Here is an 18,098-nt window from a genome sequence, read left to right on the forward strand (position 1 = left end):
AGTCAGCCTGCTCGCCCCTGCCCGCTGGCCTGACGCTGAAGAACATACGTCAGAAAAGCTTCCATATCGGAGCTGCACAGCGTTCGCGCGACCGACTTGACCTCATCCATGGGCCAATCCCACCAAGCAGCCTGAAGCAGCAGCTCGCGGACCTCTTCCTCAAACCGCCAACGGATGAACTTGCAGGGGTTGCCACCCACTACGGAAAACGGCGCAACGTCGCGTACCACCATGGCGCCGGCGGCCACGATGGCTCCGTGACCGATGGTGACGCCCGACAGAATCACGGCATCCGCACAGATCCAGCAGTCGCTACCAATGGTCACGTCGCCTTTGCTCGGGGCGTAATCCTTGATGTCCCGCACCTGATCGACCATCGCGGGGAACGGGTAAGTGGTGATCCAGTCCGTACGATGCTTGCCACCCAACAGAATCCGCACACCTTCGGCAATGGACGTGTAAGAGCCCACGCGCAAAACCGTTTCGTCACCAAACTCGACGACCTCCGGAATACCATACGTGCCAACGCCTATCTGATAGCGAGGATAGCGAAGCCTGATCTTCTCGGCGGCCCTCTCCAGCTTGTCCAGCTTGCGCAGGTGCTTGCGTACTTTTCTGGCTTCAAGCCATTTGATCGGGTTCATGGGCACTCGGATGAAATCCAATTTTGAACAAACCAGCGGGCTATCGGTAGCTCAACAACAAGCGCTTGCAGCGCCGCCAGGTGGTCCGGTTCACATATTTGAAGGGGATGGAGCACAGCAGGCTCCAGGCATATCGCTTGTCCGAGACGGCCGCATACTTGAGCGCCTTGTTGACGATCTGGGTACGGCCCGCCTGATAGTCTGGATGGTCGCGGTACGGTTCGATGCTTTTGAGGTCCGCATCGAACAGCACTTTGTACTTGCGCGAGAGGTTGTTCGGATGTCGACGGTACCGAGTCACGATCACCGGCAGCACATGAATGTGGTAGCCCTTGCGCGCAATCCTCAGCGTCATCTGAAAATCCTGCACCTTGATCTCCGGGTCATACCCACCCGCATCCTTGATCGCCTGCATTCGATAAAGCGCAACCGGCGCCCCCACGACGACCGCCCCGCGCAGAATATCGTCAAATTGCAGCCGTTCGATCTCAGTGCGCGACTGGCTTTTTACGTTATTGCCATCGCAATCCATGTACTGGATCAGTGCGCCCACGCAGCCGACCTGCGGATGCTCATCCAGATACTCGGCACGAATGCGCACCGAGGACGCCAGCATGATGTCATCCAGGTCGGGCGTTGAAACGTACACGCCCCTGGCGTATTTGAGCCCATGGTTCAGCGCCGCACTGACGCCCTGATTGGGTTGGGTATAAAGCTGAAACGTGTATCGCTGTTGCAGGTCTTCAAGCATCGCAATGCTGTTGTCGCTTGAACCGTCATCAACAATGATGACCTCGAAATTATCGTAGTCCTGGGCAAAAATGCTTTCAATAGCCGCCTTGAGAAAGCGCTCCGCGTTATAGCAGGGCGCGATGATCGACACGAGAGGCTTTGGCGCAGAGCACTGTGTTTCTGAGGGTGTCATTGGAGTACAGCCTTGTATGAGTTGCAGTTTTAAGGCTCAGGGCACCGGATGTAGCGTAACGGATCACCTACAAACGCGTACATGATGCGACAACCAACCGCGTTTTTCCACGCCAGCCCCTGAACAGCTAACAGATTGGCACCCCGTTCATCAGAACACGAGGCCATGACCGTTGTTCTGTCATGCCTTTCGTGCATTCAGGAACCGTCTTACATCGTCAGTCCGACAAGCGTCTCTATTTCGCTATTGATAAAACGCAGGCGAAAAAAAACCCCATCCTTTCGGCATGGGGTTTTTCAAACAGTGACCAGTCAGAACGCGTAGGTGACCAGCAGCTCTTTCGTTACCTGAAAGTCCACCGACATCATCACGCTCAACGCAGTGATGGTGAGGATGGAAAACACGAACAACTTACGAGCCCAGACAGTATCGTCTGCCGCCTTGTAGCCTTTCCAGGCCATATACAACCAATACATCCCCATACCTGCTGCAACTGCCAGATAGTTGAGGCCGGCATAACCGCCAACAGTCAACATCAGGGTAGCGACAAGAAACGCCAGGATGTAGAGCAGGATATGGCGTTTGGTGACCAGAATGCCGCGCTTGACCGGCAGAACCGGGATCTTCGCGGCACGATAGTCATTGAAGCGGAAAATAGCGATCGCGTACGAATGCGGCATTTGCCACAGGCTGAACATCACCAGTAGCGTCAGCGCCGCAAAGTCAAAGCTGTTGCTCACCGCGCAGTAACCGATCACCGGAGGCATTGCTCCGGAAAGGCTACCGACCAACGTGCCGTGAACGGATTTACGTTTGAGGTACAGGCTGTAGAAGCCAACATAAATCACAAACCCGATCACTGCGAACAGTGCAGCCAGCGGATTGGCCTTGGTATACAGCAGGCCAACGCCTGCGATACCGAGCACGGTTGCGTAGAGCAGAGCCAGTTTCAACGAAACCAGACCCTGCACCAGAACCCTGTTACGGGTTCGTTCCATACGCTGATCAATATCACGATCAATGCAGTTGTTGAACACGCAACCGGACGCAACGACCAGAGAAGTACCGATCACCGCAGCAAGAAACACGCTGAAATCGATATTTCCCTTGGAAGCCAGAAAAAAGCCACCTGCCACCGAAAGCACGTTACCGAAAATGATCCCCGGCTTGGTGATTTGGATAAAGTGCTTCAGTGACATCTGGTATTCCTCAATGCGCCATCATTTCGCGGTGGATACTGAAAATGATCCACAGCGACAGGCCGACCAGCAGAACGATGACCATCGTGGTAAAGGCGAAGGCCATCACGTTGTTGCGCTGTACGCTCGTGAAGTCCAGGTGCAGGAAGTAATGCAAGTGCACCAGGATCTGGATGATCGCGAACGCCAGGATGATCGCGATAGTCATGTCCTTCGGCAGCGAGGGAGACATCACCAGAGCAAACGGTATAGCGGTCAGGATGATCGACAATACGAAGCCAATGACATACGACTTCACCGAGCCGTGACTATTGTCTTCAGCGGAGTGATGCGAATTTGACATTACAAAGCCCCCATCAGATAGACAACGGTGAACACGCCGATCCAGACCACGTCCAGGAAGTGCCAGAACAGGCTCAGGCAGCTCAGGCGAGTCTTGTTGGTATTGGTCAGACCCTTTTTCTGGACCTGATACATCATGATGCTCATCCAGATCAGACCACTGGTCACGTGCAGACCGTGCAGGCCCACCAATGAGAAGAACGCCGACAGGAAGCCGCTACGGCTTGGGCCGTAACCTTCGTGGATCAGGTGATGGAACTCATAGACTTCCATGCCGATAAACGCGACACCGCACAGGAAAGTCAGGAAGAGCCAGCCCAATACCTGGCTCTTCTTGCCCTTGTACAGCGCCAGCATGGCGAAGCCGTAGGTGATACTACTGACCAACAGGAACGCGGTTTCCACAGCCACGAATGGCAGCAGGAAAATGTCCTGGCCCGACGGGCCGCCCGCGACACTGTTGACCATCACGGCGTACACCGCGAAGAACGAGGCGAACAACACGCAGTCGGTCATCAGGTACAGCCAGAAGCCGTAAACCGTCATGCCACCGCTGTCGTGGTGATCGTCATGCCCATGATCATCATGATGGTGATCGTGGGCTCCTGGATTGATTGCAATGTTTGACATGTTTAAACCTGTTCCAGCGAGGACTTGACAGGAGTGTATGCACCGTTGGCCGCCAGGACCTTGTGATGCTCACCTTCAATACGCGCTACTTCTTCTGCCGGCACCATGTAACCCTGGTCGTCACGTGCAGCGTGAGCAACGAAGACTGCAATGGTCGCGACCAGACTTGCGCCAACCAGCCACCAGATGTGCCAGATGAATGCGAAGCCGAATACGGTCAACAACATGCCCATGTACAAGCCGGTCGGCGTGTTGTTCGGCATGTGGATCGCCGTGTAACGAGCCGGCACCTGATAAGCAGTACCTGCGCGCTTGGCGTCCGTGAACGGATCGATGTCGTCTGCCTTCGGCAGCTCGGCAAAGTTGTAGAACGGCGGCGGCGACGAGGTCGACCATTCCAGCGTGTGGCCATTCCATGGGTCGCCAGTCAGATCGAGGTTCTGATTGCGGTCACGGATACTGACGAACAGCTGGATCAGTTGCGAAGCGATACCACAGGCGATCAGTACGGCACCGAACAGCGCGACGTCCAGGTAGATGTTCCACTCCGGCATGTCGGTCGCGTTCAAACGACGGGTCATGCCCAGGAAGCCCAGCGCGTACAACGGCATGAATGCGACGAAGAAGCCGACGATCCAGAACCAGAACGCTGCCTTGCCCCACGCTTCGTTCAGTTTGAAACCGAACGCTTTCGGGAACCAGAACGCGAAGCCAGCGATATAACCGAACACCGCACCGCCGATGATGACGTTGTGGAAGTGAGCGATCACAAACAGGCTGTTGTGCAGTACGAAGTCAGCACCCGGGATGGCCAACAGAACGCCGGTCATGCCGCCGATCGAGAAGGTCACCATGAAGCCCAGGGTCCAGAGCACTGGCGCGGTGAAGCGCAGACGACCCTGGTAGATGGTAAACAGCCAGTTGAACAGCTTCACACCCGTCGGGATCGCGATGAGCATCGTCGCAAGGCCAAAGAAGGCGTTTACGTTCGCGCCCGCCCCCATGGTGAAGAAGTGGTGCAGCCAGACCATGAAGCCGAGGACGCAGATCGCACCGGAGGCGAAGATCATTGACTTGTGGCCGAACAGACGCTTGCCCGAGAACGTGGAGATGACTTCCGAGAACACGCCGAATGCCGGCAGGATCAGGATGTACACCTCAGGGTGACCCCACGCCCAGAACAGGTTCACGTACATCATGGGGTTACCGCCCATTTCGTTCGTGAAGATGTGGAAGTCCAGATAGCGGTCAAGCGTCAGGAACGCCAGGGTAGCGGTCAGGATCGGGAACGAAGCCACGATCAGGATGTTTGCCCAGGTGCAGGTCCAGGTGAAGATCGGCATGTCCAGCAGTTTCATGCCGGGGGTACGCATTTTCAGCACGGTCACGAGGAAGTTGACCCCCGTCAATGTCGTACCTAACCCGGATAACTGCAGTGCCCAGATGTAGTAATCGACACCCACGCCAGGACTGTATTGCAAGCCGGAAAGAGGCGGGTACGCGACCCAGCCAGTCTTGGCAAACTCACCAACACCCAGAGACAGGTTGATCAACAGCATACCGGCGACCAGCAACCAGAAACTCAGAGAGTTCAGGAACGGGAACGCAACGTCGCGAGCACCGATCTGCAGAGGCAGAACAATGTTCATCAGACCGGTAAAGAACGGCATCGCCATGAAGATGATCATGATCACACCGTGAGCGGTGAAGATCTGGTCATAGTGTTCAGGCGGCAGGAACCCTTCGGATCCGTTCTGGGCCATTGCCAGCTGAGTACGCATCATGATTGCGTCGGCAAAACCGCGCAGCAGCATGACCATGGCAACGATGATGTACATCACACCGATTTTTTTGTGGTCGACGGAAGTCAGCCATTCAGACCACAAGTAGGTCCACTTGCGGAAATAGGTGATCAACCCGACTACAGCGAGACCGCCAAGCGCGATCATGGCAAGCGTCACCATGACTATCGGCTCGTGGAACGGCACCGCTTCCAGACTTAATTTGCCAAACATCGTTTACTCCTCTGCCCCAGCAGCTGAATTTTTGCCCTTTCCGGTCCCAGCGTCACCAGCGACTTCTTTCTCACCAGCAACAACCTTCTTGCCTGGGTTCATACCTTCATACTTGTCGATGATGATCTGGAACAGGTTCGGAGTAACCGTGGAAAACAGTTCTACGGGGTTGCGCTCGCTGGGCTTGAGCAGTTCAGCGTATTCCGCCGTGCCAAGCTTTTTAGGTGAGTTCTTGACTTCGGTGACCCAGGCGTCGAAATCAGCCTGACTCGTGGCGATAGCCTTGAATTTCATGCCGGTGAAACCCGCGCCGCTGTAGTTGGCCGAGATACCGTTGAATTCGTGATTTTCGTTGGCGATCAGGTGCAACTTGGTGTGCATGCCCGCCATCGCGTAAATCTGGCCACCCAGACCCGGGATGAAGAACGAGTTCATCACGCTGTCGGAGGTCACCTGGAAATTGATCGGCGTGTTGGCCGGGAAGACGATCTTGTTGACCGTGGCAATGCCCTGCTTCGGATAGATGAAGATCCACTTCCAGTCGACAGAAACTGCCTGAATGGTAACCGGTTCGACACTGGATTCCAGCGGACGGTACGGATCAAGCGAATGTGTCGACACGTACGTGTAGTAGCCAAGGAAGACCAGCAGGAGCATTGGAACGCCCCACACCGCGATCTCGATCTTGGTGGAGTGCGACCAGTCCGGCGTGTATTTGGCCGCTTTATTTGTTGCGCGATATTTCCAGGCGAAAATCAGGGTCAAGAGAATGACCGGGATCACGACGATCAGCATCAGCAGTGTAGCGATAATGATCAGGTTACGCTGCTCGATACCCACCTGCCCTTTCGGATCGAGCAGAGGTACGCCTTCGCATCCACTGAGCAAAAGCATACAGAAAAGGGCCAAGAAGCCAAAAAACCTGGGGTACCTTTTTTCACTCATTTCACGACCTCTAAAAGCAGCTTGCGCGGTGCAGTTGGGTTTCGACCGCCAACACTTCACCCTGCCAGTGCCGGCAATTTTTTTGAATTGAACAAGGGCCTGCCAGCACGCAACTGCGCATCGACAAATCCGGTTTTAGCTATGGATTCTTATTTTTGAGCTGCTGGAAACTGCCCGATGTACCGGACAGACGCCTTCAGCGCGGCCATTGTGCGTCCTCAGAGACCAGCATTGCGCTGCCTGTTCAGAGAACACAGGGGACGCTCCAGGCCTCAAAATTCTGATCGTCAGGACAAGCCAGACGACAAGTGCTGGGGATTGTAGATACGTAAATTTTTAATGACTATGCCTAATTTTGCAACAGTTATTATCAGAATCTGTAACAGTCGCCTCGTTTTACCACCCTTTGGATCAAAAAAAGCCCCGCGAGAGCGAGGCTTTTCGGATTAAAGCCCTTGTATTCAGTAAGGTTTACGGCGATTACGAATAATGCATACCGGGACCAGCACTGCCGTGAGGACAAATGCTACCAGAGCCCACTGAGCCAGCGACAAACCCAGGACCGGCGGGTACGGCGTTGTGCAAAAACCGCTGACCTGGAACCCGACCGGAAACAGATCAGCCAACGGCAGACCATCGACGATGGGTTGCAGTATATCGATACCGCAGCTCTCAGAAGGGTGAGCGAGAATCCAGGCATGACGACCTGCAGCCACGATGCCACCCAACGCACTGAGAGTCACCAGCATCTCGCATACCGTTACGCTTGTGCGCCCAGGCATGGCCGCGCCGGCGAATGCGAAGATGGCGATGAACAGCAACGCGTAACGCTGCAGGATGCACAAGGGGCAAGGCGCCTCGCCCAGAACGATCTGCATGTACAAGGCGCCACCGATCAGAGACAGGCAGATGATTCCCAGCAAAACCAGAAAGCGCTTTTCGCGGCGGAGGTACAACAGGTTGTCGCTCATTCACATACCTTACTGAGGTGATTGGGTGATTAACGGATTCGCGCGCCATGCAAGCGGGTCAGGTTCGAATCGTACGCGATAATCATCTGCTGTCCCGACCAACTCAAGCAATTGCCGACCATACGGACACATTTGCCCGCCGGGTGGTTGCTCAGAGGCTGGCGTGGCACACTGCGCGCGCCTCACGGCACCTGCCTGGGAGCGAAATCACAATCCTTCTATATATAGAAGGCTGCGTCAATTTGCCGCACCTCCTCTATATATAGAAGGCGCGGTATTTTGTCGCAGGCAAGCCTTGGTTTTACGGATGACCTGCACAGACACTGCCCGGACGCGAAATACCGTGCCCCGAGCACCAGCCTGTCCGCTGGCATTGGGTTTGACGCCCCGTAAATCAAAATGCCACTATCAACTTCTGACGTACGGGCCAAGCGCCGAAGGTTCGCGCTCATCGCAAACCCACACTCGGGAGGGCATCCGGACGCCTGACGACGAGCCTGAAGACCCGCTATCCTTTTAAAAATCCTAAAGCCAGATCGTCGAGGGTCGATAACCTGTCATAGAAAGTTGTTTGTCGCCTGCTGGCGACGAAGCACCTACAGCCAGAAGGTTCATATGTCCAAGAACGTCCGAGCAGATTCACTCTCGCTGCTCCTCTTCACGTTGCGCAGCGGCAAGCTGATGGCGATCAACCTGCTCAAGGTCAGTGAAATCATCCCCTGCCCGCCTCTTACCCATTTGCCAGAATCACATCCGCACGTCAAAGGCATCGCAACCCTGCGGGGCTCGTCGCTGTCGGTGATAGACCTCAGCCGCGCCATTGGTGAGCGTCCACTGGCCGACCCCGATGGTGGTTGCCTGATCGTGACCGATGTCAGCCGTTCCAAACAGGGTTTGCATGTGCAGGCGGTCAGCAAGATCGTTCATTGCCTGACCACTGATATCCGCCCTCCTCCCTATGGCTCGAGCAGCAAATCGTTCATCACCGGTGTTACCCAGGTGGATGGGGTGCTGGTGCAAGTTCTGGATATCGAGAAAGTGATTCACGGCATCGCCCCGGCCCAGATCGTCGTGCAATCGGCAGAACTGGCCAAGGAAGACGCCGAAGTATTGGCCAAAGCGCGGATTCTGGTGGTGGACGACAGCCAGGTCGCTCTGCAGCAATCCATCATCACGTTGCGCAATCTGGGCATCAGTTGCCATACCGCTCGCAGCGCGAAAGAAGCCATCGATGTATTGCTGGAACTGCAGGGCACCGCAGCCCAGATCAACGTGGTGGTTTCCGATATCGAAATGTCGGAGATGGACGGTTACGCTCTGACCCGCACGCTGCGTGATACGCCTGACTTCTACGATCTGTACATCCTGCTGCACACCTCGCTCGACAGCGCGATGAACAGTGAGAAAGCTCAGATCGCAGGCGCCAATGCGGTACTGACCAAGTTTTCGTCCCCCGAGCTGACCAAGTGTCTGATCGAGGCGGCGCGGACGGTTGTGGCGCAAGGTATCTGATCCTGCAAAAGCAGGGTGATCGCCCCGCGTCTGGAGATGCGTCGCCCGACCACTACTGGCTCATGCGACGCGACCTCACCGGGCCGCAGCCTGATGCACATTGGCCTGCGAATATCCGGCCCGCCGCGTTCAGTCGAGGCCACACGCTGTCAGCATATCGCTTGCTGGAGTCGGGTTATCGAGACGGTAGCGGCAGCCTGCCTGAGTACACCGTGTGGCTCGCGGCTTTCGATCACAATCCCGAGTTCGACCGCTCACTGTGTTTTCTGGCATTGGCGGCCGACGTGCCGGTGGGTGTGATCACTTGCTGGACCAGCGCCTTCATCAGGGATCTGGTCGTTCATCCCGACTACAGGAACTGCGGCATTGGTGGAGCGCTGCTTAGGCATCTGTTCATCCATCTTCGCGAGCATGGTGAAGGCTTCGTGGATCTGAATGTGATGGAAAACAATCTCGGCGCGCGACGTCTGTATGAAAAATCAGACATGTCCTACGTCAGGCGCTCAGCCGTTCTCCCGTCGTGATCTGCCATAATCTCCGCCCGACACCTTCGCCGAGATCGTGATGAAAGCACCCATCTTGCTGCTGGCAGGCGCACTCGCCTTGTCCAGTCACGCCCGTGCCTCCAGCGAACAGGCCTGGAATGACCTGAACAAGGCCATGCTCGCCGATTGCCTGAAGGCCAGCCAGCTCAAGGGCACCGTCGCCATAGGCACCAGTGCCCTGTTCGACGACAAGGTCGGCTTCAGCGCCCAATTGATGCAAGGTCGCTACCCGCAAAAACATATGAAAAACCGCGCAGGCACCGAGCTGTGTCTTTATGACCGAAAAAACCGCCAGGCCCATGTGACCGAATGGGACGGTATCGGCAAAGCCGCAACCCGGTAAGCTATCCCGCAGGAACGCTTACTGGCGCACTACTTGCTTTGCCTGTTTGATCCATCGGCAGACGACAGAATTCCTGCCACTGCCGATACACGTCTGAACAGGCCAAGAATCAATGAGCACCAGGTTTTCCTGCACAGGTTGCGGCAGCTGCTGTACCGATCACCATGTTCCCCTGACACTCACCGAAGCCAAGCAGTGGGCGGCTGACGGTGGCACTGTGATCATTCTCACCGAAGCGTTTCTGGCCAACGGCTATGGCGTACCAGAAGCGCAGCTGACCCACGCGACCCGCCGCTCGACGATCGTTGACAGCGGAAGTACCAAGGCCCACGTAGCCATCACCTTCGCTGCGTACAACGTGGGCCGCTGCCGGAATCTTGACGAAGAAAATCTTTGCCGTATCTATGAGCGGCGACCTCTGGTATGTCGGATCTATCCGATGGAAATCAATCCGCACATCCCGTTGCGCCCGGAAAACAAGGACTGCCCGCCCGAATCCTGGGAACAGGGTCCTGATCTGATCGTCGGCACTACGCTGGTGGATACCCAGTTGCTCAGGCTGATCGAGCAATCACGTCAGGCAGACCGGGACGAGATCGACGCCAAGCAGTCGATCTGCCAGACATTGGGCATTCGTACAACTGCGCTCAAGGGCAACGGGTTTGTGGCCTATCTGCCGGACATGAATGCCTTCGCGGCGGCTATCGAGCAGATCGCTGACGGTCAACGCGAATCGTCGCAGGATGCGGGATGGGAGTTTCATGTTGTCGGTGAAACCGTAATCGACACGCTGCAGCTCGCGGGTGCCAAGGTGACATTGCGCGAGCCGGTGTCTTACCTGTTCATCCCGCTGCAGGCAGCCTGAACAGGCAAGGCAAGCCACCGAAACTCAGCGCTTGCCCATGGAACGACGGGTGCCGGACGGTGCAACGCCTGGGGTCTTGTGATGACCTGGCTTGTTCGACTTCTGATACCAGGCCTGTTCTTTTTTGGCCTGAGCGAACTCCGAAGGCTTGAACGGAAAGCTGAACGGCGCAATGGCAGCCTTCGTTTCAGCGGTGTCTACCGAGTCGGTTGGGGCTTCTTGAACAGGTGGTTGTTCAGGAGTGGTCATGATGGCACCAGAAAGTCTAATTGGCCGGGCGAACGCCCGCGGGCGCGCAGCATACATCAATCGTCGAACGGCCGCCCGAGCCTCCTGTCGCCATCATTTGTAAAACAGATCCACCATCACTTCGGCGTTGAACGGCCCGGTCCTTGGGCGACTGCTGTTCCAGAGCAGCTCAGCGTTGAAGTCAGCACGCGCCGTGTGTGTCGCACCCAGCAAGTCCGCCAGGTGAAACGGCTCGTTGTAGCGCAACGTTTTGCCGTTGACCATGCTGACGATCCGTATCCCCAGCGAATCGTTATTGGCCGGGATGAGCAAATCGCCAGACACACTGCCGGTGACAGGCCGGAACCGGGCGTTGATGCTGAACGGGGAGTCACAGCTACGACTGGTCAGCAGGGAAAACGGTCGCGCGGCAAACACCTTGCCGACAGCGGCCTGCTGTATGGCCTGATCACCGAACTCCACCGTTTCCGGCAGGACTTGCAGCTCGGCATCGCACGCTACGAAGCGCAGTCCCGTCAGGTTATTGATCACGTAACTGAGGTTGCGCCCAGGCTTGCGGTCAAGGCCTGCACCGCCCAGTTCGAAGAAACGATAATCGAGCAGATGGCTCGCCACACCGGACGGCGGTGTCGCGCCAAACTTTTGAATGAACACTGAAAACGCGAGACTGAAACGGGTCGTTGGACACCGCTCTACCGTGGCGTCGTTCTCCAGACACGGCGTGAGCAAGGCTCCGGTGCTTATTCGTCCGCTGTCTTGCAGGTAATCAATACCATTGAGCGTCAAACCCGCCCGGATACCCTGGCCGATGACAAGGTCGTCGGGATTCAGGTGAATAAACACTTCTTCCTGAGCCGATGGCTGATCATCCCGCGCGCACTCGACCTCGATGCTCAGCGGCTCGGAGCGCCAGACAATGTCGCCGTTCGGCAATGAAACCGGTATAGCAACTGTGCTGCCAAGATCTCCATGAATGGCGGTTTCACCAGAATCGTATGGGGTGCAGACCAACGCGAAAGCACTGCTCGGCGCCAGCATTGTCAAAAGTGCGGTCAGTTGCAGCCAGCGGCTGGCTAAGGGAAATGTCATGTCAGCATTCATCCTGAATGGGAGTGGTGTCCTGCAAACGAGCCGTGAAGGACGCCTGTTCAGTCCATGGCGCGCAATACCTGCGCCGGGCGCCATAATCAGTCAGCGCGTTGAACCTCAATTGATGGCCCTGCGCTGTGGAATGGCTTTCGGCCAAAGGCAGTTCAAGTCGGGCCCTTGGCGCCAGCAGCAGGTAATCGATGACTTGAACACCGTTCAGTTGCACAACCTCCAGCGAGACGTGATAAACCGTGGGGTTTTCAACGCTCAAGGTACGCGTACCTGACGCTGGGCTATTGAATGTCCAACGCAATCGCTCGGCGCTGTCGGCCGGATCGCCCTCCAGCCCTGGCGGGCGGTAAAAGACGTTGATTCGCTGACGCACTGCGATATTCAACTGCTGTTCAAGCGCTTGACGCTGAGGCACTTCAAGCGCGTACAAGTGCAACAAGGACTCCTGCCCGGCTGGCATGCCCGCGCCTTGATACAGCACGCGCAGCAATTGCTTGCCACCTGCGGGCACCTTGGAAAGTGGTGGTGTTATCACGAACGGCAACAGCCTGCGCTGGTCCGGCGGCGTATCATCGTCGTCGCGAGGGTCACTGAGGGTGGCCTGTACGAGTACCGCGTTACTCCCCTTGTTGTGCGTTTCGATGCTGACCTCCGTGTAGCGGCCATCAAAGATCAGACGCGTACCTGCCAGCGATAAAGCGCCCTCTGCGCCGGCACTCGTCAATATCAGCGACAGGAGACATCCACCCGTCCGCGCCAGTGAAAGTCTGGTCATTGGCAAATCACTTTGAGTCGTTCGTAAGCACGGGTGGGGTTTCTGGCGGGTAGCGCAAACGGTGCCTTGCAGCGCTGATCGGACCAGCGTACCCACAAAAATCCGCTGTCCAGTTCGCTCAGCACCAGCGCCTGACTGGTGGGGTCGACCACCGCGAGGGCTTTGCCGTGTTCGTCTTCGACGCTGGCGCCCAGCGGCAACCTGCTGCCGTCGACACGGACCAGCTCGAACTGGACACGCCTGCCAGTCGATGCCTTGAACCGCACCAGCGGCATCGCGCCGCGCCGCGGCACAATCTGATTCACGGCGTTTTCCAGGTCGATATCAGCGCCCAATTGACGGGTGTCCAGGCTGATCCAATTGGTGCGATAGGGTTGCGCATAAGGCAGAACTGCGTAGCCATTGTCTGCCGTTTGAACATTGCTGAAGGTTTTCAGACGAGCACCGCCGATGCCGGGTACCTGAACCAGCGCGAATGTCTCGCCAAGGGGTTGCCCCAGATTCACGCCACCTTCGTGGGCCACCAGCGACCCTGCCGCCGCCAGCGTGAAGGCGTCGTAATCCCGGCCCTGGCTGTAACCCGCTTCGAAACGTCCGAACGGCGTTGTTGTGTTGATTTTGCCGGCGCCGAAGCTGCCAGAACTGCTGTCGCGGCCGGTCTGTACCGAATAGAACGTGTCGCGGTCATTCAGAAATTGCCCGTTGAGCCCGGCCTGCACACTGTATTCGCCGGCGCTGTCGCGTACGCCGTTGAACGAAACACGTGACGAGCCTGGGCCTGACCCCAGTGGCATGGTTACGCTCAAAGCGATTCGGTTGTCTGCTTGCGCATCGCCTGCCCGACCGAAATCCTCGCTGCGTTCCAGTGACAGACTGTAATTCAGAGTCCGCCACGCGCTGTTGTAAGCCAGATAAAGCTGACGGGTTTTGCCTGGCAGGTTCCAGTAGCGCTGCTCTGAGGCCGTCAGGCTCAACGATGCGTTTTGCCTGGACAACATCTGGGTAACGTTCACTTCGAGGCGATCCCTGGCAAGACCTCGTGACCGTTGGTCATAAGTACTGCTGGTCTCACTCACCTGCTGGTTGAGTGTCCGGTACTGGTCCGTGGAATAACGGTAGCCCGCCACTGCAAAAGTCGTATTGGTAACGTCCAGCGTATTGGCGTAGCGAACCCGCAGACTCTGGCCGGAGCGAGTCGCGTCCTGCCACTGGCTGATGGATTGAGTGACGTCCAGAGAAACGGCACCCAGCCCGGTGTTCACACCTGCGCCCAGATTGGCCGCCTGAAAGTCTTCGGCCAGTTGCAGGCCGCCAAACCCGGTTATCCGGTCGGAAAGGCCATAGATAAGCGAGGCGCTGCTGAACATCGGCGATGCTTGACCACTGACATCATTGTTGTCGACACGGCCAGCAGCCAGACTGAAACGAAAGGAGCCCGCCGCCACCATGATCGGCAACGAGGCATACGCCTGAGTGAAGGTACGTTGACGACCGTCGGCCTCAATGATGGTAATCAAAAGATCGCCGTTGGAACCGCTGGGATAGATATCGGTAATTTCGAACGGCCCTGGGGAGACATTGCCGCTGTAGAGCATGAAACCATTTTGACGCACTTCAACGGTCGCGTTGGTCTCGGCGATGCCGCGTACAACCGGCGTGTAATTGCGTTCGCTGTCCGGCAGCATGCCTTCATCGGAGGCGATGGAGGCGCCTTTGAAGCGCACACTGTCAAACACCTGCGAGTCGGTAAACGTCTCTCCGACCGTCAATTGGCTTTTCAAGGCGGTCAGGTCGCGCTGGGCAAAAGTGCGATTGCTGCGAAAACGCATCGGCAGGTCGCTGCCATATACCAGCGAAGACTCGTTTCTCAGTCGCCAGGCGCCAAGATTCACGCCGTTGCGCAGCCCGAGGTAGTAATGATCCGTCTCAAGGTCGCGGTTACGACGTCGGGAGCCATTGAAGGTGTAGCTGACAAAGCCTGCGGTTTGCCCTTCGTCCCACAACTGCGGTGAAACATAACCCCTGGCGCTACGCGACATGAAGGCTTGAGGGAGGCTGATATTCAGACGCAGCGCTCCAGGCTGGTAATCAACCCTTGCGAACTCGACACTGGCCGGCAGATTGAAACAGGCTTCGGCGGGCTCGGTCACCTTGGGCAGGCGCCCCAGGTCGAGCCCGAAACTCTGCAGCATGTCCTGCGTCAGGCAGGGTTCGATCAGACCTGAGCGCTCACTTTTGGAAAAAACGATATCGCGTCGTCCGCTCAGTGCACGATTGACGTAGATGTCGATTCGATAAGTGCCTGGCAGTACGCTGTTGGCGCGCAGAAACTCTTTAAGGTCAGGTGGCTGATCGCTGCCCTGAAGAAACGCGGTATTGAATCGGGTCGTACCGGTCCCATCAGCAATGCTCGGCGAAGCTGCCAGTAACGTGCCTGAAAAGATCGACGCAAGCCCGATACCGACGGCGTAAAACCCGGCCGACGTCATTGTACGGTGCCCTGACCGGCAGCGCGCCGGAGGGAAAAGGGAGCGCGCAACGACTCCCTTATTGTCTGAACTGTGCCATTCCATTAGCGTTTTTCACTCTACTTCGGCTATCTCACGCGCAGCGGAATCCTTTCATGCAGGCGCACGGCTACCGGTCCACCCTATTCAGAGGGACCCCATAATCAAGCGTAAATAAAAGCCTCCAGGCTTATATTTCCGGGCTCATCGTTTCTCTCAGAGTCCACGGGAAGGCTCTGCGTTATCGAGGCTCGGTTTTACGTGCATATCCTGTATCGCTGCCCGATAGTGTGGCGCTGTAACGAACCTGTCCGCCAAAATCGTTGATGCTGATAAAACTCAACTCAACCGGTACTTCGTCAGACCTGTGTGCAAGCGCGAGAATCAATTGTTGATGTGGCGCCAGCATTCCACTGCCCAGTGTCGCAAGTTCACGACCGCGTTGCTGCGCGGTAATCTTGAGCATCGAGACGTGATACGGCCCGGTGTTATCAACCCGTAACACATCGCCGGCAAGCAACTTCCATTGCAACTTTTCAGGTGCCTGCAAGGGATCGCCTTGCAGGCCCTTCGGGCGAAAGAACACTTTGATGCGCTGTCGTATCGCGACCTGCAACGTATTTTCTGCGGCTGTTTGAGGTATTTCCTGAACATTGAGCCACAGCACCGACTCACGGTCGGCAGGCAGGTTGGCACCGGAGTGAATGATACGCAGCAACTGCCTGCCGCCACCGGGCATGCGGGCGAGCGCGGGTGTCACGATAAACGACAGGTCCGACGCACCTTGCAGGGGTAAACGTTTATCTTCAGAGGGTTTGTCTGACGCCGACTCGTTAACGCGCGGCAATCCGGCTTCAAGCCAGGACTGCAAGAGAATCTCTCCAGTGCCCGTGTTTTGCACACCCAGACTGGCTTCCTTGTCGCTTCCCTGATAAATGACACGTGTGGTATTGAGGACAATACCGGCCTGCGCCGAAGGCAGGTATAACGCCATCGCGATCAACGCGACACAACGGAAAAAGTCGAGAACCATATACGGGGCATCATCCTGAATTCGAGAGGAGACAGGGCGAGTGAACTCGCCCTGTACTGGCGTTACTCGTAGTCCATCACGAACGGCATGAAGCCATCGGCGTTACCCGGATTGGTGGGTGTGCCATTGAGCACGTAGACTGCGCCGAAGTTGATTTCTGCGGTCGCACCACCAGCGCCATCCTTGATCAGGCTGGTGTCGATTGTTTCGTTGCCGCTCAGGTCCATCAACACGTTCGAAGCGTTGAGCAAGCCAATGCCCACACCGTCTGCAGCGCCGGTGGTGCGCAGCAGTTTCGCATCGTTGTTGTCCAGGCCACTGCCGTTACGGGCGGTGAAGCGCATTTTCACCATATTATAAGCGTCGGTACCCGCGCTGCAGTTGACCAACAATTGAATCGGCGTAGCGGTTTCATATCGACTCGCACTTGAGAGGCCGATGTCGGAAAACGAAACGTTACCCAGGTCTACATTGATTTCGCCTGGATTAGTGCCCGCACTGACGCCCGTGCCTGGAGCAACATCACAAGAAACATTAGTCAATGTTCCGTTAAATATAAGCTTACCGTTGTTCGCAGCGCTGGCGGTGCCCACCAGGCCGAAACCAAGTACACCCATGACAGCAACTGTCAGAGAAAGCTTTTTCATGATAACTACCTTCCTTGTGTTATTTCGTGTGTGCCCACTATCGGACGGCGAGCACTATAGGTCTCGAAGTACTTAATCGATGTCAGGCTCATTACTTTAACGTCAAGGACAATACTACATGGCGTGCAGGATCCCTCTGTAGGAGTAAACTTTATCAGCGTGCACGCCGCGGTTTCACGGCGTTTCAGCCAATACCCAACTTGAAAGATCAACCAAAGGAATGGATTTGCAATGCCGAGACCCGGCCTGCGGGTGTGCGCTATGGAAGGCTGCCCGTCGCAGGCGTCATGTGACGGGCAGGAACACTCGTTAATACACAGTCATTCGTCGATTACAAATAAGTCAGCGTGACAATACCCGCACGATAACCATAGTCAGCAAACACTGCTGCGGGCAAAGATTGATAGTGAGCCGTGAAGGAAGCGGCCGAGTCGGCACAAGGACCGCGTGCGTCGTTGATGTGAATCACAATACCCGGAACATTTTCCAGATCGGCAGAGGCGTACACGTGGGATGACTGAACAGACGCTGACACGTCACAACTGTAATTGACCACACTCCCTCGAAAATTCAGTACGCCGTCCCGGGCATGTGACAACGCTGGCGCAAACAACAAGGGCACCACCAGTGCCGAAGCGGCCCATGCTGGACGGCGGGTCAGGGTCGTCAGAATCCTGCTGCACACTTCCTTGATATTCATGGCACTCTCCATCGGTAAACCGTCGTTTGAGTTACGTCGAGACTGACGGCAACTGCCAAACGTGCAACCAACAACACGCCGGAAATTTCTTGGGATCCATCAACCTTATGGACACCTCGCCGTTATAAAAGGTTATCGCCCGATTCATGG

At 56.4% G+C, this 18,098-nt stretch carries 19 protein-coding genes; 4 read left to right on the forward strand and 15 right to left on the reverse strand.

Translation table 11 applies throughout. From position 1 onward, the window contains the following. Positions 1-2: 2 nt before the first annotated feature. The 8 genes from KDX37_RS09875 to KDX37_RS09910 all read right to left on the reverse strand — a co-directional run bounded on the left by KDX37_RS09875 (position 3) and on the right by KDX37_RS09910 (position 7,671). On the reverse strand, positions 3-644 hold the full coding sequence (locus KDX37_RS09875; protein ID WP_231652516.1) for a CatB-related O-acetyltransferase: 642 nt from the start codon (positions 642-644) through the stop codon (positions 3-5). Between the two features lie 40 nt (positions 645-684). Beyond that, entirely contained in the window at positions 685-1,569 is an 885-nt protein-coding gene (locus KDX37_RS09880) for a glycosyltransferase family 2 protein (protein WP_231652517.1), read from the reverse strand. Between the two features lie 311 nt (positions 1,570-1,880). Then, positions 1,881-2,768: a heme o synthase gene (gene cyoE / locus KDX37_RS09885; RefSeq protein ID WP_231652518.1), complete on the reverse strand. Its 888-nt coding sequence runs from the start codon at positions 2,766-2,768 to the stop codon at positions 1,881-1,883. A 10-nt stretch (positions 2,769-2,778) separates the two neighbouring features. Then, positions 2,779-3,111, reverse strand: coding sequence for a cytochrome o ubiquinol oxidase subunit IV (gene cyoD / locus KDX37_RS09890; RefSeq protein ID WP_231652519.1), 333 nt, complete (start codon positions 3,109-3,111; stop codon positions 2,779-2,781). Continuing rightward, on the reverse strand, positions 3,111-3,740 hold the full coding sequence (gene cyoC / locus KDX37_RS09895) for a cytochrome o ubiquinol oxidase subunit III (protein ID WP_231652520.1): 630 nt from the start codon (positions 3,738-3,740) through the stop codon (positions 3,111-3,113). The genes cyoD and cyoC overlap by 1 nt, the downstream gene beginning before the upstream one ends. A 2-nt stretch (positions 3,741-3,742) precedes the next feature. Next, a complete protein-coding gene (cyoB, locus tag KDX37_RS09900; RefSeq protein ID WP_231652521.1) occupies positions 3,743-5,755 on the reverse strand; it encodes a cytochrome o ubiquinol oxidase subunit I in 2,013 nt (670 codons plus the stop codon). A 3-nt stretch (positions 5,756-5,758) separates the two neighbouring features. Continuing rightward, positions 5,759-6,700, reverse strand: a complete 942-nt coding sequence (gene cyoA, locus KDX37_RS09905) for a ubiquinol oxidase subunit II (protein WP_231652522.1) — start codon at positions 6,698-6,700, stop codon at positions 5,759-5,761. 461 nt (positions 6,701-7,161) lie between these two features. Further along, positions 7,162-7,671, reverse strand: a complete 510-nt coding sequence (locus tag KDX37_RS09910) for a disulfide bond formation protein B (protein WP_231652523.1) — start codon at positions 7,669-7,671, stop codon at positions 7,162-7,164. A 615-nt stretch (positions 7,672-8,286) separates the two neighbouring features. Here KDX37_RS09910 and KDX37_RS09915 point away from each other — a divergent pair. The 4 genes from KDX37_RS09915 (at position 8,287) to KDX37_RS09930 (ending at position 10,936) form a co-directional block, all read left to right on the forward strand. After that, positions 8,287-9,183 (forward strand): chemotaxis protein, encoded by an 897-nt coding sequence (locus tag KDX37_RS09915; RefSeq protein ID WP_231652524.1) that lies wholly within the window; start codon positions 8,287-8,289, stop codon positions 9,181-9,183. A 62-nt stretch (positions 9,184-9,245) separates the two neighbouring features. After that, positions 9,246-9,707: a GNAT family N-acetyltransferase gene (locus tag KDX37_RS09920; RefSeq protein ID WP_231652638.1), complete on the forward strand. Its 462-nt coding sequence runs from the start codon at positions 9,246-9,248 to the stop codon at positions 9,705-9,707. 40 nt (positions 9,708-9,747) lie between these two features. Beyond that, entirely contained in the window at positions 9,748-10,071 is a 324-nt protein-coding gene (locus KDX37_RS09925; protein WP_231652525.1) for a hypothetical protein, read from the forward strand. Positions 10,072-10,183: 112 nt separating this feature from the next. Beyond that, positions 10,184-10,936, forward strand: coding sequence for a YkgJ family cysteine cluster protein (locus tag KDX37_RS09930; RefSeq protein ID WP_231652526.1), 753 nt, complete (start codon positions 10,184-10,186; stop codon positions 10,934-10,936). Between the two features lie 24 nt (positions 10,937-10,960). Here KDX37_RS09930 and KDX37_RS09935 read toward each other — a convergent pair whose 3' ends face one another. The 7 genes from KDX37_RS09935 to KDX37_RS09965 form a co-directional block, all read right to left on the reverse strand. Further along, a complete protein-coding gene (locus KDX37_RS09935) occupies positions 10,961-11,185 on the reverse strand; it encodes a hypothetical protein (RefSeq protein ID WP_231652527.1) in 225 nt (74 codons plus the stop codon). 93 nt (positions 11,186-11,278) lie between these two features. Next, the gene (locus KDX37_RS09940) at positions 11,279-12,274 is read right to left on the reverse strand and encodes a fimbrial protein (RefSeq protein WP_231652528.1); all 996 of its coding nucleotides are present in this window, start codon (positions 12,272-12,274) and stop codon (positions 11,279-11,281) included. 1 nt (position 12,275) lies between these two features. Further along, positions 12,276-13,061 (reverse strand): fimbrial biogenesis chaperone, encoded by a 786-nt coding sequence (locus KDX37_RS09945; protein ID WP_231652529.1) that lies wholly within the window; start codon positions 13,059-13,061, stop codon positions 12,276-12,278. Continuing rightward, positions 13,058-15,550 (reverse strand): fimbria/pilus outer membrane usher protein, encoded by a 2,493-nt coding sequence (locus tag KDX37_RS09950; RefSeq protein ID WP_406641920.1) that lies wholly within the window; start codon positions 15,548-15,550, stop codon positions 13,058-13,060. The genes KDX37_RS09945 and KDX37_RS09950 overlap by 4 nt, the downstream gene beginning before the upstream one ends. Positions 15,551-15,809: 259 nt before the next feature. Beyond that, entirely contained in the window at positions 15,810-16,601 is a 792-nt protein-coding gene (locus tag KDX37_RS09955) for a fimbrial biogenesis chaperone (RefSeq protein ID WP_231652531.1), read from the reverse strand. Positions 16,602-16,663: 62 nt separating this feature from the next. Next, a complete protein-coding gene (locus tag KDX37_RS09960) occupies positions 16,664-17,248 on the reverse strand; it encodes a fimbrial protein (protein WP_231652532.1) in 585 nt (194 codons plus the stop codon). Between the two features lie 331 nt (positions 17,249-17,579). Further along, entirely contained in the window at positions 17,580-17,948 is a 369-nt protein-coding gene (locus tag KDX37_RS09965; protein WP_231652533.1) for a hypothetical protein, read from the reverse strand. Between the last annotated feature and the right edge of the window lie 150 nt (positions 17,949-18,098).

The sequence above is a fragment of the Pseudomonas californiensis genome (assembly GCF_021147775.1).
Lineage (GTDB): Bacteria > Pseudomonadota > Gammaproteobacteria > Pseudomonadales > Pseudomonadaceae > Aquipseudomonas > Aquipseudomonas californiensis.

Coding starts and splice junctions, on each gene's coding strand:
- KDX37_RS09945 (WP_231652529.1), bottom strand. CDS start 13,061: ATGACCAGACTTTCACTGGCGCGGACGGGTGGATGTCTCCTGTCGCTG.
- KDX37_RS09930 (WP_231652526.1), top strand. CDS start 10,184: ATGAGCACCAGGTTTTCCTGCACAGGTTGCGGCAGCTGCTGTACCGAT.
- cyoB (WP_231652521.1), bottom strand. CDS start 5,755: ATGTTTGGCAAATTAAGTCTGGAAGCGGTGCCGTTCCACGAGCCGATA.
- KDX37_RS09925 (WP_231652525.1), top strand. CDS start 9,748: ATGAAAGCACCCATCTTGCTGCTGGCAGGCGCACTCGCCTTGTCCAGT.
- cyoA (WP_231652522.1), bottom strand. CDS start 6,700: ATGAGTGAAAAAAGGTACCCCAGGTTTTTTGGCTTCTTGGCCCTTTTC.
- KDX37_RS09940 (WP_231652528.1), bottom strand. CDS start 12,274: ATGACATTTCCCTTAGCCAGCCGCTGGCTGCAACTGACCGCACTTTTG.
- KDX37_RS09910 (WP_231652523.1), bottom strand. CDS start 7,671: ATGAGCGACAACCTGTTGTACCTCCGCCGCGAAAAGCGCTTTCTGGTT.
- KDX37_RS09965 (WP_231652533.1), bottom strand. CDS start 17,948: ATGAATATCAAGGAAGTGTGCAGCAGGATTCTGACGACCCTGACCCGC.
- KDX37_RS09935 (WP_231652527.1), bottom strand. CDS start 11,185: ATGACCACTCCTGAACAACCACCTGTTCAAGAAGCCCCAACCGACTCG.
- KDX37_RS09875 (WP_231652516.1), bottom strand. CDS start 644: ATGAACCCGATCAAATGGCTTGAAGCCAGAAAAGTACGCAAGCACCTG.
- cyoE (WP_231652518.1), bottom strand. CDS start 2,768: ATGTCACTGAAGCACTTTATCCAAATCACCAAGCCGGGGATCATTTTC.
- KDX37_RS09960 (WP_231652532.1), bottom strand. CDS start 17,248: ATGAAAAAGCTTTCTCTGACAGTTGCTGTCATGGGTGTACTTGGTTTC.
- KDX37_RS09955 (WP_231652531.1), bottom strand. CDS start 16,601: ATGGTTCTCGACTTTTTCCGTTGTGTCGCGTTGATCGCGATGGCGTTA.
- KDX37_RS09920 (WP_231652638.1), top strand. CDS start 9,246: ATGCGACGCGACCTCACCGGGCCGCAGCCTGATGCACATTGGCCTGCG.
- KDX37_RS09915 (WP_231652524.1), top strand. CDS start 8,287: ATGTCCAAGAACGTCCGAGCAGATTCACTCTCGCTGCTCCTCTTCACG.
- KDX37_RS09950 (WP_406641920.1), bottom strand. CDS start 15,550: ATGACGTCGGCCGGGTTTTACGCCGTCGGTATCGGGCTTGCGTCGATC.
- cyoD (WP_231652519.1), bottom strand. CDS start 3,111: ATGTCAAATTCGCATCACTCCGCTGAAGACAATAGTCACGGCTCGGTG.
- cyoC (WP_231652520.1), bottom strand. CDS start 3,740: ATGTCAAACATTGCAATCAATCCAGGAGCCCACGATCACCATCATGAT.
- KDX37_RS09880 (WP_231652517.1), bottom strand. CDS start 1,569: ATGACACCCTCAGAAACACAGTGCTCTGCGCCAAAGCCTCTCGTGTCG.